The sequence below is a fragment of the Pseudoxanthomonas sp. JC1303 genome (genome assembly GCF_058448525.1).
The window spans coordinates 1,518,683-1,534,380 of sequence record NZ_CP185958.1 but is presented as its reverse complement, the minus strand read 5'-3'; the positions used below and the strand labels follow the sequence as shown (position 1 = coordinate 1,534,380).

Annotated in this window: 15 protein-coding genes; 8 read left to right on the top strand and 7 right to left on the bottom strand. The window is 69.4% G+C overall.

The genetic code is table 11. The features are described 5' to 3' along the window. Positions 1-121: 121 nt before the first annotated feature. Positions 122-484 carry an I78 family peptidase inhibitor gene (locus ACORQU_RS06745; RefSeq protein WP_491644059.1) on the bottom strand — a complete coding sequence of 121 codons (363 nt, stop codon included), beginning with the start codon at positions 482-484 and terminating at the stop codon, positions 122-124. Positions 485-586: 102 nt separating this feature from the next. On the opposite strand from ACORQU_RS06745, the gene ACORQU_RS06740 reads away from it, so the two are divergent. Next, complete coding sequence (locus ACORQU_RS06740; RefSeq protein WP_491644057.1) at positions 587-1,690, top strand: DNA topoisomerase IB; 1,104 nt, start codon at positions 587-589, stop codon at positions 1,688-1,690. 70 nt (positions 1,691-1,760) lie between these two features. Here the strand turns inward: ACORQU_RS06740 and ACORQU_RS06735 are convergent, their stop codons facing one another. Beyond that, entirely contained in the window at positions 1,761-2,075 is a 315-nt protein-coding gene (locus ACORQU_RS06735) for a hypothetical protein (protein ID WP_491644055.1), read from the bottom strand. A gap of 301 nt (positions 2,076-2,376) precedes the next feature. On the opposite strand from ACORQU_RS06735, the gene ACORQU_RS06730 reads away from it, so the two are divergent. From ACORQU_RS06730 to ACORQU_RS06700, 7 genes are all read left to right on the top strand, one after another. Further along, positions 2,377-3,078 carry a TorF family putative porin gene (locus ACORQU_RS06730; RefSeq protein ID WP_491644054.1) on the top strand — a complete coding sequence of 234 codons (702 nt, stop codon included), beginning with the start codon at positions 2,377-2,379 and terminating at the stop codon, positions 3,076-3,078. A gap of 18 nt (positions 3,079-3,096) precedes the next feature. Next, positions 3,097-3,189, top strand: a complete 93-nt coding sequence (locus ACORQU_RS06725) for a potassium-transporting ATPase subunit F (RefSeq protein WP_093141244.1) — start codon at positions 3,097-3,099, stop codon at positions 3,187-3,189. Between the two features lie 10 nt (positions 3,190-3,199). Next, entirely contained in the window at positions 3,200-4,900 is a 1,701-nt protein-coding gene (kdpA, locus tag ACORQU_RS06720; RefSeq protein ID WP_491644051.1) for a potassium-transporting ATPase subunit KdpA, read from the top strand. 11 nt (positions 4,901-4,911) lie between these two features. Next, positions 4,912-6,954 carry a potassium-transporting ATPase subunit KdpB gene (gene kdpB / locus ACORQU_RS06715; RefSeq protein ID WP_491644049.1) on the top strand — a complete coding sequence of 681 codons (2,043 nt, stop codon included), beginning with the start codon at positions 4,912-4,914 and terminating at the stop codon, positions 6,952-6,954. 56 nt (positions 6,955-7,010) lie between these two features. Continuing rightward, complete coding sequence (gene kdpC / locus ACORQU_RS06710; protein WP_491644048.1) at positions 7,011-7,604, top strand: potassium-transporting ATPase subunit KdpC; 594 nt, start codon at positions 7,011-7,013, stop codon at positions 7,602-7,604. A gap of 623 nt (positions 7,605-8,227) precedes the next feature. Then, positions 8,228-10,891: an ATP-binding protein gene (locus ACORQU_RS06705; RefSeq protein ID WP_491644046.1), complete on the top strand. Its 2,664-nt coding sequence runs from the start codon at positions 8,228-8,230 to the stop codon at positions 10,889-10,891. Further along, positions 10,869-11,588, top strand: a complete 720-nt coding sequence (locus tag ACORQU_RS06700) for a response regulator (RefSeq protein ID WP_491644044.1) — start codon at positions 10,869-10,871, stop codon at positions 11,586-11,588. Before ACORQU_RS06705 ends, ACORQU_RS06700 begins: the two co-directional genes overlap by 23 nt. 2 nt (positions 11,589-11,590) lie before the next feature. On the opposite strand, the gene ACORQU_RS06695 is transcribed toward ACORQU_RS06700, so the two are convergent. The 5 genes from ACORQU_RS06695 to ACORQU_RS06675 form a co-directional block, all read right to left on the bottom strand. Then, complete coding sequence (locus ACORQU_RS06695) at positions 11,591-12,139, bottom strand: SH3 domain-containing protein (RefSeq protein WP_491644042.1); 549 nt, start codon at positions 12,137-12,139, stop codon at positions 11,591-11,593. 59 nt (positions 12,140-12,198) lie between these two features. After that, the gene (locus ACORQU_RS06690; protein ID WP_271648125.1) at positions 12,199-12,999 is read right to left on the bottom strand and encodes a MipA/OmpV family protein; all 801 of its coding nucleotides are present in this window, start codon (positions 12,997-12,999) and stop codon (positions 12,199-12,201) included. Positions 13,000-13,103: 104 nt separating this feature from the next. Next, positions 13,104-13,379, bottom strand: a complete 276-nt coding sequence (locus ACORQU_RS06685) for an EF-hand domain-containing protein (protein WP_491644040.1) — start codon at positions 13,377-13,379, stop codon at positions 13,104-13,106. A gap of 146 nt (positions 13,380-13,525) precedes the next feature. Next, complete coding sequence (locus ACORQU_RS06680) at positions 13,526-14,833, bottom strand: ATP-binding protein (RefSeq protein ID WP_271648127.1); 1,308 nt, start codon at positions 14,831-14,833, stop codon at positions 13,526-13,528. Next, positions 14,830-15,549: a response regulator gene (locus ACORQU_RS06675; protein ID WP_491644038.1), complete on the bottom strand. Its 720-nt coding sequence runs from the start codon at positions 15,547-15,549 to the stop codon at positions 14,830-14,832. The genes ACORQU_RS06680 and ACORQU_RS06675 overlap by 4 nt, the downstream gene beginning before the upstream one ends. Positions 15,550-15,698 lie beyond the last annotated feature (149 nt).

The following is a 15,698-nucleotide window of genomic DNA, read 5'->3' as shown; positions in this document are numbered from 1 at the left end:
CATCTTGGTGCGGCGCCGCAACGGCTGCCTCATCCGGGTGCGTAGACGGTTTCAGAGGCAACAAAAACAAGGCCTTGCGCGTCGCCCAGACACGCTGGATCCGCCGCTGTTTCGAGCGGGCTCAGCCGCAGCGCACCGCGCTGGCCGCGCCCTTGTCGTCGACCTCCACATTCAGGCGCGCGGCGTTGAATTCCATGGTCACCACCTGATTGGGCTTGAGCACACGCACGCTCTCCGCGCCCGTGTCCTGCTTGGCCTGGTCGAGGTCGGCCTGGGCCGGCGTCTTCCCGACCAGCCACTGGGCCTGGGTGGCATCGCAGGCGCTGGCATCGGCTGGCGGTGCCTGTTCGCCGGTCGCGGTGGCGGCCGCCTCGGCGCGTTGTTCGGACTGGGCCACGGCCCGCTGCTGCTCGTCCGGCTGCGGTCCGCTGCAGGCGGACAGGCCCAGGACCAGCAACGACATCGGCAGGGTGATGCGGAACATGCAGCGCTCCTCTAGGAAGAAGGACCCATGTTAACCACGTGCCGCGGCCGCAGGCGATGCGCTTGACGGCTCCTTGATGCGCCGTTGCACATCGTGCACGCCATGCCTCGCGACCCACGCCCCCAGCCCGCCGCCTCCGCCGCCGCCCTCAACGAGGCGGCCGTCATCGCCGCGCAGGCGGGCCTGATCTACGTCACCGATGCCGAGCCTGGCTACTCGCGTCGGCGCGCGGGAAAGGGGTTCGGCTACCGCGACCCACAGGGCCAGGTGGTGCGCGATGCGCTCACCCTGGGTCGCATTCGCGCCCTGGCCATCCCGCCGGCCTACACCGATGTGTGGATCTGCATGGATGACCGCGGCCACCTGCAGGCCACCGGGCGCGACGCACGGCGACGCAAGCAGTACCGCTACCACGCGCAGTGGACCGAGGTCAGCGGCGAAGGCAAGTACGACCGCATCGTGCAGTTCGGCACGCGCTTGCCCCGACTGCGCCGCCGCCTGCGCCAGGATCTCAAGCTGCGAGGCTTCCCGCGCGAGAAGGTGCTGGCCATCGTGGTGGCGGTCATGGCCGAGACCCTGGTGCGCATCGGCAACGCAACCTACGCCCGCGACAACCGCTCCTTCGGCCTGACCACGCTGCGCAACCGGCATGTCGCCTTCGCCCGCGACCGGGTGCGGCTCAAGTTCCGCGGTAAGGGCGGGCTGGAACATGACATCGGCATCGACGATGCCCGCCTGGTCAAGCTGATCCGCGCCGTGCAGCACCTGCCCGGGCAGGCGTTGTTCCAGTACCGCAATGACGAGGGCGCGCTGCAGCCGGTGGACTCCGGCGCGGTCAACGCCTACCTGCAGGAGGTGATGGGCAAGGATTTCACCGCCAAGGATTTCCGCACCTGGGGCGGCACGCTGGCGGCGTTCAAGCTCTTGGCGGCCACTCCCCTGCCGGAGCCTGCCAGCAAAGCCGCGTTGACCCGCGCGAAGAACGCGGTCATCAAGGAGGTTGCCCGCGCGCTGGGCAATACCCCGGCGGTGTGTCGCAAGGCCTACATCGACCCGTGCGTGTTCGTCGCCTGGGAGGATGGTCGCCTGCAACGCGCCGCAGGCACCGCGCGTGGCGAGCGTCAGTGGGAACAGGCCGCGCTCAAGCTGCTGGCCCGGGTGCACAAGGTCTCGCTGCGTGGCGAGCGCCGCGCGGCCAGGGGCTGAGTCCGAGCCGGTGTAAACGACAACGCCGGCGTCATGCGCCGGCGTTGTCATGCATCGTGGCCTGCGGCGATCAGTTCATCGCCATGCTGCTGCCACTGCAGCCGATCGCGGTGATGGCGTTGTTGTCGCCCACCTGCACGTGCACCGTGGAGCCGCCTTCGGTGGCGCTGGCCACATCGCCGCCGGTGGACAGTTCGGTGCTGTCGCTGTCCACACGGATGCGTTCCAGGGTCGGCTGCGCAGCGGCCAAGCCCACCGCGCCCTTGACCATGTCGGTATGGCAGGTGCCGGAGATGTTGCCGTCCAGCGGCTCGAAGGCCAGCGGCGCCGAGGCGCAGGCGGACAAGGCGAGGGACACGGCGGCGGCGGTCAGGGCAAGGCGCATGGATGGCTCTCCGGGTGGTCTGCAACGCGCGCAGCATTGCCTGTGGGATGTTGCGGCGTGATGAAGCCCCCGGACACGCCGCGCCGCGGCAGCGTGGGCAAGGCGACCGCCCACCGTGGCAGCGCAGCCTGGCGGTGCGTGCAGCGACGCGCGATCACCCCGCAGTCGATCACGGGCCGAGAATTGATGCGTTTTTTACGCGGCGGCGGCCGGGCAGGCGTGGAGCCTTTACGGGCCCGGGGCGGACGATGGCGGCCTTCCGGCGGACCTGACGTCCGTCTCCTGCGAGCCCGCATTGATCATGTTGTCGTTCCTATCCGTTCGCGCTTTGCCGGCCCTTGGCCTGGCGGCGCTGTCGCTTGTTCCCCCCGCCGCTGGCGCGTCCACGCTGGCCGGTAACGCCGCGCTGACCAGCGACTACGTTTGGCGCGGCACCACCCAGACCCAGGGCGACTTCGCAACCCAGGCGGGCCTCAAGGCGTCGGCGGCCAACGGCCTGTACGTGTCGGCCTGGGGTTCGAACGTCGAGTTCGCTCCCGAGACCCACGCCAGCAGTGAGCTGGACCTGGTGGCTGGCTGGAGCGGCGCGCTGGCGCGGGACTGGGCGCTGGACGCCAACCTGACCCATTACCGCTATCCGTCCAGCGCCGTCGACCTGGACTGGACCGAACTCGGCGCGACGCTCACCTGGACCTCCAATGTCTGGGTGCAGCTGGGCTGGTCCAGCGACGCACTGGCGACCCATCACACCGGCACCTACGCGCAACTCGGTGCGCGGATGCCGCTGGGCGAGGCGTTCCGGCTGGAGGGCGCGGTCGGGCACTACTGGCTGGACGACGCCTACGGCCAGAGCTACTCGCACATGCAGCTGGGTGGGGTGTGGGCGTTCAAGGCGCCGTTCGAACTGCGCCTCACCTGGCACGACACCGACCGCGCCGCGCGCGACCTCTTTCCCGATCTGGCCGGCTCCCGCGTGGAAGCCGCGTTCCAGGCCTTCTTCTAAACCGACCGGAGAACTGCCATGCCTGGCTGGCTTGCCTTGATCTGCGGCGCACTGGTGATCGTCGCCGGCGCCTACCTGCTGTACGTCGTGCTGCGTCCCGAAGACTTCTGAGCGCGCCGCCATGATCGAAATCCTGTTGATCCTTGGCGCCGCGATGGCGCTGGCCTGGCCGCTGGGGCTCTACCTGGCGCGGGTGATGCGCGGGGCGCCGATGTGGGGCGACGCGGTGTTCGGCCTGGTGGAAAGGCCGCTCTACACGCTGCTCGGGGTGGACCCGGTGCGCGGCATGTCCTGGCGCGGCTATGCCGGCGCCTTCGTGCTGAGCAACGCGGTGGTGGGCGTGCTGGTGTGGACGATGTTCATGACCCAGGCCTGGCTGCCGCTCAATCCCGATGCGGTGCCCAACATGCGCTGGGACCTGGCGTTGCACACGGCGGTCTCGTTCCTGACCAACACCAACCAGCAGCATTATTCCGGCCAGGCCCAGCTGTCCTACCTGTCGCAGATGGTGGCCATCACCGGTTTGCAGATCGTCACTCCGATGATGGGGTTGGGGCTGGCGGTGGCGACGTTGCGCGCGTTCTTCGGCAAGCGCCACGGCGAGGCACAGCAAGATGAGCCGCGCGCGGTGGACGTGGGCAACTACTACGCCGACGTGGTGCGCGCCTGCGTGCGCTTCATGCTGCCGCTCTGCCTGGTGTGGACCTTGCTGCTGGGCAGCCAGGGCGTGCCGTCGACCCTGCAGGCCGGTCCAAGCGCCACACCGGTCGAACACAGCGCCACCTTTACCGCCCAGAAGCTGCCGCTGGGCCCGGTCGCGGCGATGGTCGCGGCCAAGCAGCTGGGGACCAATGGCGGTGGCTGGTACGGGCCCAACAGCTCGGTGCCGCTGGAGAACCCGACGCCGCTGTCCAACGCGCTCGAATGCCTGGCGATCATCCTGGTGCCGATCGCCGTGGTGTTCATGGTCGGCGCCTTCACCGGGCGCCGGAAGCTGGCCGGGCTGATCTTCGGCAGCATGCTGCTGATGTCGGCGGCCTCCACCACCGCGCTGGTGTGGGCCGAAGGGCATGCCGCCACGTCGGCCAGCTCGATGGTGATGGAAGGCAAGGAAGTGCGCTTCGGCGCCGATGCCTCCGCGCTGTGGGCAGCGCTGACCACCCAGACCTCCAACGGCTCGGTCAACGCGATGCACGACTCGCTCAGCCCGCTGGGCGGCGGGGTGGCCATCGCCGACATGCTGGTCAACGCCATCTGGGGCGGCATCGGCTGCGGCCTGCAGGCCTTCATGGTCTATCTGTTGCTGGGGGTCTTCCTGGCCGGACTGATGACCGGGCGCACGCCGGAACTGTTCGGCCGCAAGATCGAGACCCCGCAGGTCAAGCTGCTGGCGCTGCTGATCCTGCTGCAGCCGATCGTGCTGCTGCTGTTCACCGCGATCGCGCTGGCCGTGCCATCGCTCACCGGCAACTCCAATCCCGGCTTCCACGGCATCAGCCAGGTGTTCTACGAGTACGCCTCGGCCTTCGCCAATAACGGCTCGGGCTTCGAGGGGCTGGGCGATGGTACCGCCTGGTGGAACCTGAGCTGCACGCTATTGCTGCTCCTGGGTCGCTATCCGGCGCTGATCGTGCCGTTGGTCGTGGCCGCGCAGCTGGCAGCCAAGCGGCGCACGCCCGAATCGGCCGGCAGCCTGCAGATCGAGACTCCGACCTTCGCCCTGACCCTGATCGCGGTAATCGGCGTGCTGACCGTCCTGCAGTTCATGCCGGTGCTGGTGCTGGGGCCGGTCGCCGAACACCTGGCCCTGATCGCTCATTGAAGGCGCATACGATGAATACCCAAGTCCATTCCCACCGGACCCGGCAGCGCCTGCTCGACGGCGCCGCCATCAACGCCGCCCTGCGCGATGCGGTGCGCAAGCTCAATCCCGCCACGCTGGTACGCAGCCCGGTCATGGCCGTGGTCATGGCCGGCACGCTGGTCAGCCTGCTGGTCACCCTGAGCGGCCAGGCGCCGCTGGGCTTCGGCCTGGCGGTCAGCGCGATCCTGCTGCTGACCGTGCTGTTCGGCAATTTCGCTGAAGCCATCGCCGAGGCCCGCGGCCGCGGCCAGGCCGCCTCGCTGCGCAGCGCCCGCCAGGACCTGGTCGCGCGCAAGGTCGATACCGCGCTGCCCGGCGCTGGCGAGTCCCGCCTGCCCGCGTCGGACCTCAAGCAGGGCGACTACGTGATCGTCTCGGCCGGCGAGTTCGTCCCGGCCGATGGGGAGATCGTGCGCGGCCTGGCCACCATCAACGAGGCGGCCGTCACCGGCGAATCGGCGCCGGTGCTGCGCGAGGCCGGCACCGACCGCAGCGGCGTGATCGGCGGCACCAAGGTGCTGACCGACGAAATCGTGGTCAAGATCACCGCGGAGCCCGGGCACAGCTTCCTGGACCGCATGATCGCGCTGGTCGAAGGCGCCAATCGGCAGAAGACGCCCAACGAGGTGGCCCTGACCCTGCTGCTGGCGGCCATGACGCTGACCTTCCTGATCGTGGTGGCCACGTTGCCGGTGATCGGCGCATTCGTGGGCGTGCGCGTCGATCCGCTGCTGCTGATCGCGCTGCTGGTGTGCCTGATTCCCACCACCATCGGCGGCCTGCTGCCGGCCATCGGCATTGCCGGCATGAACCGCGCGCTGGCGGCCAATGTGCTGGCCAAGTCGGGCAAGGCGGTGGAAGTGGCGGGCGATGTGGACGTGCTGCTGCTCGACAAGACCGGCACCATCACCTACGGCGATCGCCAGGCGACTGACTTCCACGCGCTGGCAGGCGTAGACGGCGCGCGACTGCGCGAGGCCGCGCTGCTGTCCTCGCTGGCCGACCCCACGCCGGAAGGCAAGTCAATCGTCGCACTGGCACGCCAGCATGGCTGCGCGACCGCCGAGCCCGACAAGGCCGAGTACCTGGCGTTCACCGCGCAAACGCGCATGTCCGGTGTGGACGTGGCCGGCCGCGCGATCCGCAAGGGGGCGGTCGATGCGATCTCGCGCTATGTCAACGAGCAGGGCGGCGGGGTGCCGACGGAACTGGCCGCGCGCGTGGAGCAGGTCGCTCGTGGCGGCGCGACCCCGCTGGTGGTGGCCGAGGGCCGCCACGTGCTGGGCGTGATCGCGCTGTCCGACGTGGTCAAGCAGGGCATCAAGGAGAAGTTCGCCCAGCTGCGCGCGATGGGTATCAAGACCGTGATGATCACCGGTGACAACCCGCTCACCGCCGCGGCCATCGCCGCCGAAGCCGGCGTGGATGACTACATCGCCGAGGCCAGGCCCGAAGACAAGCTCGCGCGCATCCGGGCCGAGCAGGCCGGCGGGCGGCTGGTGGCGATGGTCGGCGACGGCACCAACGACGCGCCCGCCCTGGCGCAGGCCGACGTCGGCCTGGCGATGAATTCCGGCACCCAGGCCGCCAAGGAGGCCGGCAACATGGTCGACCTGGACAGCGACCCGGCCAAGCTGCTGGCGGTGGTGGAAGTGGGCAAGCAACAGCTCATCACCCGCGGCGCGCTGACCACCTTCTCGCTGGCCAACGATGTGTCCAAGTACTTCGCCATCCTGCCGGCGCTGTTCGCCGCCGCCATTCCCTCCATGGCGGCCCTGAACGTCATGCACCTGTCCAGCCCGCGCAACGCGGTCCTGGCGGCGCTGATCTTCAATGCCCTGGTGATCCCCGCGCTGATCCCGCTGGCGCTGCGCGGCGTGCGCTTCCGGCCGGCCACGGCCACCGCGCTACTGCGCCGGAACATGCTGGTCTACGGCGTGGGCGGCGTGCTGCTGCCGTTCGTGGCGATCAAGCTGATCGACCTGCTGCTGGCCGCGGTGGTGGGCGCATGAGCCGCGCCGACCTTGCCCCCGCCTTGATGTCTCCCACTTGCCAAAGAGGTATCGCCATGTCGCCCCACCCCCTGCAGGACCGCGCCGCATGGCGACCGGCCCTGGTGTTCCCGTTGGTGGCCCTGCTGATCATGGGGCTGTCCTACTCGCTGCTCGGCACCGGCCTGGCGCGCGCGGCCTTTCCTGACAAGGCCACTGGTAGCCTGCTGCGCCGGGGCGACACGGTCATCGGTTCAGCACTGGTGGCGCAGCCGTTCACCGGCGATGCGTGGTTCCATCCGCGTCCGTCTGCGGCCGGGTACGACCCGATGTCGGCGGCCGGCAGCAACCAGGCGCGCAGCAACCCCGAGGCGATCAAACGCGTGGACGATGCCATCGCCGAGGTCGCCAGAGCCGAGGGCGTGCCGCCCTCGCAGGTGCCGGCGGACATGGTGACCGAGTCCGGCGGGGGGCTGGACCCGGACATTTCGCCGGCGGCGGCGCGGATCCAGGTCGCGCGGGTGGCGCGGGCGCGGGGAATGTCTTTGGAGAAGGTGACTGCGCTCGTGCAGGCCAATACGGCTGGGAAGCAGTTTGGGGTGTTTGGGCAGCCGCGGGTGAATGTGTTGAAGTTGAATCTGGCGTTGGAGGCGGAGGCATCCAAGCAGTGACCGACTGTTTCTGGCTTTCTCTTTAAGAGCAAGCGCTTTCGTGCGGCTTCGCCGCCCGACCCACTTTCTTTGCTTGTGCAAAGAAAGCTGGGCAAAGAGGTGCGTTTCAACAGACGCATGTCTGGTCAACACGCCCCGGGCGGCACGCCTGAGCTTCGCGCAGGTCCGCTACGCGACGAGGGATTTTTGGAAGGGACATCCATGTCCCTTCCAAAAACGCCGCACCTCCTTATGCGGCGCCCTACGGGTCTTGTCCTCGTCGCTTCGCCGTGCCTTACGGGGGGTCTCAAAGCAAAAGCAGAGCAACCGCCTGCTCTCGCTGTTGCGGTTACTCCTTGCTTCCCTGTCTGAGCCGTAAAGCGAGCCGAGCATCGCAGGAAAAGACGGCCGAAGAGGCGCCCTGTTTGAGCGAAGCGAGTTTGGGCGCCGTGCCGTTTTTTCCGAGAAGCGCAGGGGACCGGCGCGCAGCGCCGGATCGCGTCCCGGCGAGTAGCGGTTTTGGTGACTTTTGCCGCGACAAAAGTCACTCGCGCCCGCAGGGCGCGAAAGCACTGCTTTCATGCGATTCACAGCGCAGCAACCCAAACACCAAAACCAACAGCAACCCACGCACAATCACCCCCATGACCGACTCCCGCACCCGCCAGGCCGACGCCCTCATCGAGGGCCTCGCGCGCGAACACGGTGGCAAGCTCACGGTATTCCTGGGCGCCGCCCCCGGCGTGGGCAAGACCTACGCCATGCTCAGCCGCGCACGCGAGCAGCTCAAGCGCGGCACCGATCTGGTGGTGGGCATCGTCGAGACCCATGGCCGCAGCGAAACCGCCGCCCTAGTCCAAGGGCTTCCCCAGCAGCCGCGCAGGCACCTGGCCTACCAGGGCCACCTGCTGGAGGAGCTGGACCTGGATGGGCTGCTGGCGCGCAGGCCGGCGCTGGTGCTGGTGGACGAACTGGCCCACCGCAACGTGCCGGGTAGCCGACATGAGCGGCGCTGGCAGGACGTGGCCGAGCTGCTCGACGCCGGCATCGACGTGTGGACCACGGTCAACGTACAGCACCTGGAAAGCCTCAACGACATGGTGCTGCGCATCACCGGCGTGCGCGTGTCCGAGACCGTGCCCGATGCGGTGTTTGACCGGCTCAACGACATCGTGCTGGTCGATATCCCGCCGCGCGAACTGGTCGAGCGCCTGCAGCAGGGCAAGGTCTACCTGCCCGAACAGGCCGCCCAGGCGCTGCAGGCGTTCTTCTCGCCATCCAATCTCACGGCCTTGCGCGAGCTGGCGATGCAGACCGCGGCCGAGCATGTGGACAATGCCCTGCGCGAGGACGCGACCGCGCGCGGCCAGACCGGGGTGCCGTTGCGCCGGCGCGTGCTGGTGGCCATCGATGGCGGCGGCCAGAGCGAATACCTGGTGCGCGTGGCGCGGCGCATCGCCGAGCGCCGCGGCGCGCCGTGGACGGTGGTGACCGTGCAGCGGCGCGCCTTCGACGCCAAGACCCAGCAGGAGATCGATCGCGCCTTCGCCCTGGCCCGTCGCCTGGGCGGCGAGGCCGAGCTGCTGCATGGTCCGACCATCGCCGACGCGCTGCTGGACCACGCCGCACACAATGGGGTGTCCACCCTGGTGCTGGGGCGCACGCGCGAGCGGCCGCTCGCGCGCATGGTCAACCGCACCCTGACCCAGCAGCTGATCCAACGCGGCGCGCACCTGGAGATCAACATCGTCAGCACGCCCGCGGCGCGGGCGCGGGCGCGCCGTGGCATCCATGCGCTGCCGCAACGACTGAGCCGGCACGACCTGGGCTTTTCGCTGCTGGCGACCGTTGCGGCGGTCGGCTTGTCATGGCTGGCGCAACGCTGGATCGGGCTGGACGACCTGTCGATGGTGTTCATCGTCGCGGTGGTGGTGGTGGCCGCGCGCACACGCATGGCCGCGGCGGTGCTGACCGCGGCGCTGTCGTTCCTCTCGTACAACTTCTTCTTCATCGCTCCGCGCTACACCCTCCACATCAGTGCCCAGCAAGGCGTGGTGACGGTGTTCCTGTTCCTGGCCGCGGCGCTGGTGGCCGGTCGCCTGGCGTCGCGCCTGCGCATGCAGGTACTGGCGCTGGCCGCCGCCAATCGCCACGCCACGGCCATGCAGCAGCTCGGACGCGAGCTGGCCACCGCCGCGGACCTGGGGCAGGTGCTGCAGGCCGGTCGCCGGGCGATGGAGCGGGCGCTGGACCTGCAGGCCTGGCTGCGGGTGGGCGAGGTGGTCGAGGCCGCGCCGTCGGCGACGCTGGGCGAGATCGACCTGGCCGCCGCGGCATGGAGCCAGCGACATGGCGCGCCCAGCGGGCGCCACACCGATACGCTGGCGGGCGCCGGCTGGTGGTTCGTCCCGATGACCGCCAGTGAAAAGGCCACCATCGGCGCGGCCGGCCTGCGCCTGGAGCCAGGTCAGCCGCGCCTGGGCCTGGAGCACCGTCGCCTGGCCGAGGCCATGGTCGAGGACATCGCCCAGGCCGCGCTGCGCACGCAGCTGGTGGGCGACCTGGAGAGCGCGCGCATGACCGGCGAGACCGAGCGCCTGCGTTCGGCATTGCTCTCCTCGGTCTCGCACGATCTGCGTTCGCCACTGGCGGCGATGATCGGTTCGGCCAGCAGTCTGTCCAGCTATGCCGAAGCGATGCCGCTGGAGGACCGCCGCGCGCTGCTGGAGACCATCCTCACCGAAGGCGAGCGCCTGGACCGCTACATCCAGAACCTGCTCGACATGACCCGCCTGGGCCACAGCGGTTTGACCCTCAACCGCGACTGGATCGGCGTGGACGAGCTGGTGGGTTCGGCCGTGCGTCGTCTGCAGCGCTACCAAGCCAGCGCCAAGGTCGAGGTGTCGCTGGCGCCGGAGCTGCCGATGATGTGGGTGCATCCGGCGCTGGTCGAACAGGCCGTGTTCAACGTGCTGGAGAACGCGGCCAAGTTCTCGCCGCCAGGCGAAGCGGTGCGCGTGTCCGCGCGCCTGGCCGAAGGTGCCCTGCGCATCGATGTCGCCGACAGCGGACCGGGCATTCCCGAAGCCGAGCGCGCGCGGATCTTCGACATCTTCTACACCGTCGAACGAGGCGATCGGGGCCGCCACGGCACCGGCTTGGGGCTCACCATCTGCCAAGGCATGATCGGCGCGCATGGCGGCAGCGTGGAAGCACTGCCCGGTCAGGATGGACGCGGTACGCTGATCCGCATCACCCTGCCCCTGCTGCAGCCCCCGCCCCGCGATGACACCGACGACTCCGACTGACGCCTGCACCCCGCCCGCCCGCGTGCTGGTGATCGACGACGAAACGCAGATCCGCCGCTTTCTCGAGATTTCCCTGCGCGCGCAGGGCTACGCGGTGCTGCAGGCCCACGATGGACGATCCGGGCTGGAAACCCTGGTCATGCACGGCGCCGACCTGGTGATCCTGGACATTGGCCTGCCCGACCTGGATGGGCACGAGGTGCTGGCGCAGTTGCGGCAGTGGAGCCAGGTGCCGGTGCTGATGCTCAGCGTGCGCGCGGCCGAAAGCGAGAAGGTCGCCGCGCTCGACGCCGGCGCCAACGACTACGTCACCAAGCCGTTCGGTACCCAGGAGCTGATGGCGCGTGTGCGCGGCCTGCTGCGCCAGCAGGTGCTGGCCGATGCCAGTGCGCCGCCGGTGTACGACGATGGCCATCTGCGCGTGGACCTGATCCATCGCGAGGTGCAGCTCGATGGCGCCCCGGTGACGCTCAGCCGCAAGGAGTTCGCGCTGCTGTCGCTGCTGGTGGCCAACGCCGGCCGCGTGCTGACCCAGCCGCAGCTGTTGCGCGAGGTCTGGGGCCCCACCCATACCGAGGACACCCACTATCTCCGCGTCCTGGTGGCCAAGCTGCGCACCAAGCTGGGCGACTCGGCGCTGCAACCGCGCTACCTGGTGACCGAGCCGGGCGTGGGCCTGCGCTTTGTGGGGGGGTAGCCTCAGCGCGAGCGGTCCACCCGCACGCAGCCGTGTCCATTGCACGCGGTGGTGCTGCGGTGCGCGGGCTCGGCGGGTCTGACCACGGTTCGGCCGGTGTGGGCACAGCCCTGGTCATTGCAGGCCGTTGCGCCACGGTGGACCACGGTGACTGAGGGCTCGCTTGGCCAGTGCGGATACCAGGGACGGCCCACGTAGTGGCGCTCCCAGTAGCCATGGTCGAAATGCACGACGGTCAGGCCGATGCTGGGGGCCAGCACTGGCGTGAGGACCACCAGGCGCTGCGCCTGGACCACGCGGATGTAGGTCGCCGACACCCAGCCTCGATGACCGCCCCAGGCGACGTCGCACCAGGTGTAGCCCGGCGTGCAGCCATAGGTGACCAGGGTGACCTGGGCCGGCATGGCCACGACCAGCGGATACGTGGTGGCCGGACCGGCGCGCAGGTTGACCCGGGTGGCGGTGACCACGGTGGTGGCCTGCGCGGCGCCGGTGGTCCCCAGGACCAGACCGGCCGCGATGAGCAGGAGAACGAAACGATGGCGTTGCACGAGAAGGCTCCTTCGACGAGGCGAAAGTGCACGGGAGGTGGGCAACTCCGCGCGCGGATTCAGAACCGACGCGCGACGAACAGCGACATGCGCACCGGGGTGTCGTCTTCGACCAGGGGACTGTCGCGCGCGTGGCCATGGAGCTGCGCCAGCTGCAGGCCGGAGCCGACGATCCACTGCGGACTCAGGGCGATGCTGGCGCCCAGGTTCAGCGCGATCTCCTCCAGGCCGCCTGCCGGGTCGTAGGCCGCATAGCGGGCGCTGCCGGTGGGCACGCCATACCAAGTGCGCATGTGTTCTCCATCGGACCAGGTGGCCGACGGCCCGAGGGTCAGGCGCAGGCGTGGGTTCGGCTGAAAGGTGCGCTGCAGGCGCAGGGTGGCGGTCTTGCCCTGGTCGCTGTCACCCATCGATCGGGTGGCGGTGAGTGTGGCCGAGAACCCGTCAGCCGCCCAGCGGGCGAAGACCGAGCCCATGCCCGCGCGGTCGATGTCCTCCACGCCGGCCGCGCGCTGGGCATCGGTCGCCTCGCGCGGATCGTTGGCCTGCGCGGACAGCGCCGCGCCGAAGGTCCAGTGCGCGCCGACGGGCAGGGCCATCCCCGCCTGCAACGGCGTGCCGCCAAAGGGATTGCCCAGGTAGAAAGGGACCTGGGTGAAGCGCACGTTGAGGACCGGCAGGATGACGGTGCGTTGGTCGTCGCCGCCGGGCGTGTCGGGGATGGACGCCACACCCAGGCCGACCAGGCCGTGGGCGGCCGTGTCGTCGGCTGCCGAAGGGGGGACGTCATCGGCGGCCAGCGCCGGGGTAGCCAGGGTGACCAGCGCCAGCAGGGTGGACGAGGCAGTCAGGGAAGCCATGGCGGATCTCGCGAAAGAAGGTCCCTGCCCGCCGGTGGAGGGGGTCCGGTGGTGCCTGTTGGCCCGGCGGGCAGGGAGAAGGGAGACGTGGGGGAGGGTGCGGCTCAACGGCCGCCCATGGCCTGCTGGGAGAACGCCTTGATCTGCTCGAGGGTCACGTAGCCGTTGCCGGCCTGGTCGATCTTGGAAAAATTCTTGGCCAGGCGCGGCATGCCTCGCTCGGCTTCGGCCTGGGTCAGCTTGCCGTCGTGGTCGGCGTCGGCCTGGTTGAAGCGCGCTTCGAGCTGCTGGGCGGCCTGCTGGGCGCGGCCACCGCTTTGCGGTGCAGCCAGGGCCAGGGTGGGCAGGACCAGCAGGGCGGTCATGACGAGTGTTCGCATCGGGTTCCTCCGGGGGTTCATGAAGTCCGGCCGGTACGATTCCGGCGCGGTGAAGTCATGCTAGGAACCGCCCGGGCGCCAGGTGTTGCGCCGGGTAGGGAGGATGTTTCAAACCCTGACAGTGGGCCTGCGTCGACAGCGCCGCTTCAGCTGCCGGGCGTCTCGATGGGCAGCAGCAAGGTGGCGCGCAGCCCGCCCTCGTGCGGGCTGTCCAGGCGCAGGCGGCCGCCGTGCACGCGCGCCAGGCGATCGACGATGGCCAGCCCCAGGCCAGTGCCGCCACCGCCCGAACGCGCCGCATCGGCTCGGGTGAACGGGCGCAGCAGGTGCTCGACCTGATCGGCGGGAATGCCCGGTCCGCGATCACCCACGCAGATCGAGAGCTGCTGGCCGCGGCGCTGGGTCTCCACGGTCAGACCCTGCCTGCCGTAGCGCGCGGCGTTCTCCATCAGGTTGGCCACCGCGCGCTGCAGGGCCAGGGCGCGCATGGGCACCGTGCCCACTGCATCATCCAGGTACAGCGCGAACCAGCTGCCGCTGTCCTCGAACTCGGCGGCCAGCTGCCGGATCAGGGTGTTGACCTCTACCGGCGCGGGCGCCTCGTCGCCTTCGGTGCGGCCGAAGTCCAGGAACTTGGTGAGGATCCGGTCGATCTGCTGGATGTAGACGCCGGCGCGCTGCTCGTCGAGCCGGCCTAGCGCCAGGGCCAAGCGCAGCTTGGTCAGCGGCGTGCGGATGTCGTGCGAGATGCCGGCCAGCATCAGCGCGCGCATGCTGTCGTTGCGCTCCAGATTCTCGGCCATCCAGTTGAACTGGCGTGCCACGGCCGACAGCTCCGAGGGCCCGTCCTCGTCCAATCGCTCCGGCGCGCGCCCGCTACCGACCGCGCGCGCGGCGCGTTGCAGTTGGCGCAGCGGACGATTGATGCGGCGCTGGATCAACCAGGCGGCCAACAGGCTCAGGCCGGCGACGATGGCCGACACCGTGACCGCCACGGTCATGGCGCGGTTGCGAAGCTGCGTGTGCAGCGGCACAGTGACGTGATAGGTCCGCGCTCCCAGGCTGACGCGCATGAAGACCTGCCCGTCGGCGTTGACCATCGGCTGGCTGTCCGCCGGCAGCCGGGCCTTGAGCTCCCTCAGGAAGTCCTGCATCCATGGTCCGCCATCGAGCTGCGTGGCGGGTCCAGGCTGCGTCGGCGCCTCGGTGATGCGCAGTGGGCCCTCGGCGTTGATCCGCGCGATCGCCGCGCGCCGCGCCTCGGGCGAGAGACTGGATAGCACGATGCGCTGGGTGCTGATCTGCGAGACCACCAACTGCGCCAGCCCCTCGGCGCGCGGGCGCTGCACCAGGTGGTAGAACACCGCGAAGGTCGACACCACCAGGGTCACCGTCAGCGCCATCAGCAGCACGACGTTGCGCGCCAGCAGCGAGCGTGGCCAGAAGCGCTTCATTCGGCCGAATCGGGGACGAACATGTAGCCCACGCCCCACACCGTGCGCACGAAGCGTGGGTTGGACGGATCCACTTCGATCTTGCGGCGCAGGCGCATCACCTGCACGTCAAGGCTGCGATCCAGCGCCTCGTATTCGCGCCCGCGCAGGCGGTCCAGCAGGTGCTCGCGGCTCAGCGGCAGGCCCGGGCTAGCCGCCAGCACGCGCAACAGCTGGAACTCGGTACTCGACAGCGGCACCGACGCATCGCCGTTGAGCACTTCCATGCGGGTCAGGTTGAGGGTGTAGGGGCCAAAGCGCATGACGTTGCTGCCCGTCCAATGGCCTTCGCCGGCGCTCATCGACTGACGGCGCAGGGCCGACTTGAGCCGGGCGATGAGCTCGCGTGGATCGAACGGCTTGGCCAGGTAGTCGTCGGCGCCCATCTCCAGGCCGACGATGCGGTCCACCGCCGCCCCGCGCGCGGTCAGCATCAGGATCGGCAGGGTGCTGCCTTCGGCGCGCAGCCGGCGCAACACCGACAGCCCGTCTTCGCCGGGCATCATCAGGTCCAGCACCAGGGCATCGTAGGGCTCGCGGCGCAGGCGTTCGTCCAATTTGCTGGCCGAGGCCAGCGCCTGCACTTCGAAACCGTGCTCGGTGAGATAACGGCGCAGCATGTCGCGCAGTTCCAGGTCGTCGTCGACGATCAGGATGCGGGAGGACCTGTCTTTCACGTGAGCTCCGGCGCGTGGATTGGGCGGCATTCTTTTCGTCGCGCCGCCGCTACGCAACCGGCCCGAATGCCGGGAAAAATCCCGCGTATCGCGCAAATCCCGCCGCCACGGGGGTTTGCGCGCACGGCAGCGGCTTTTGCTGTTACCGC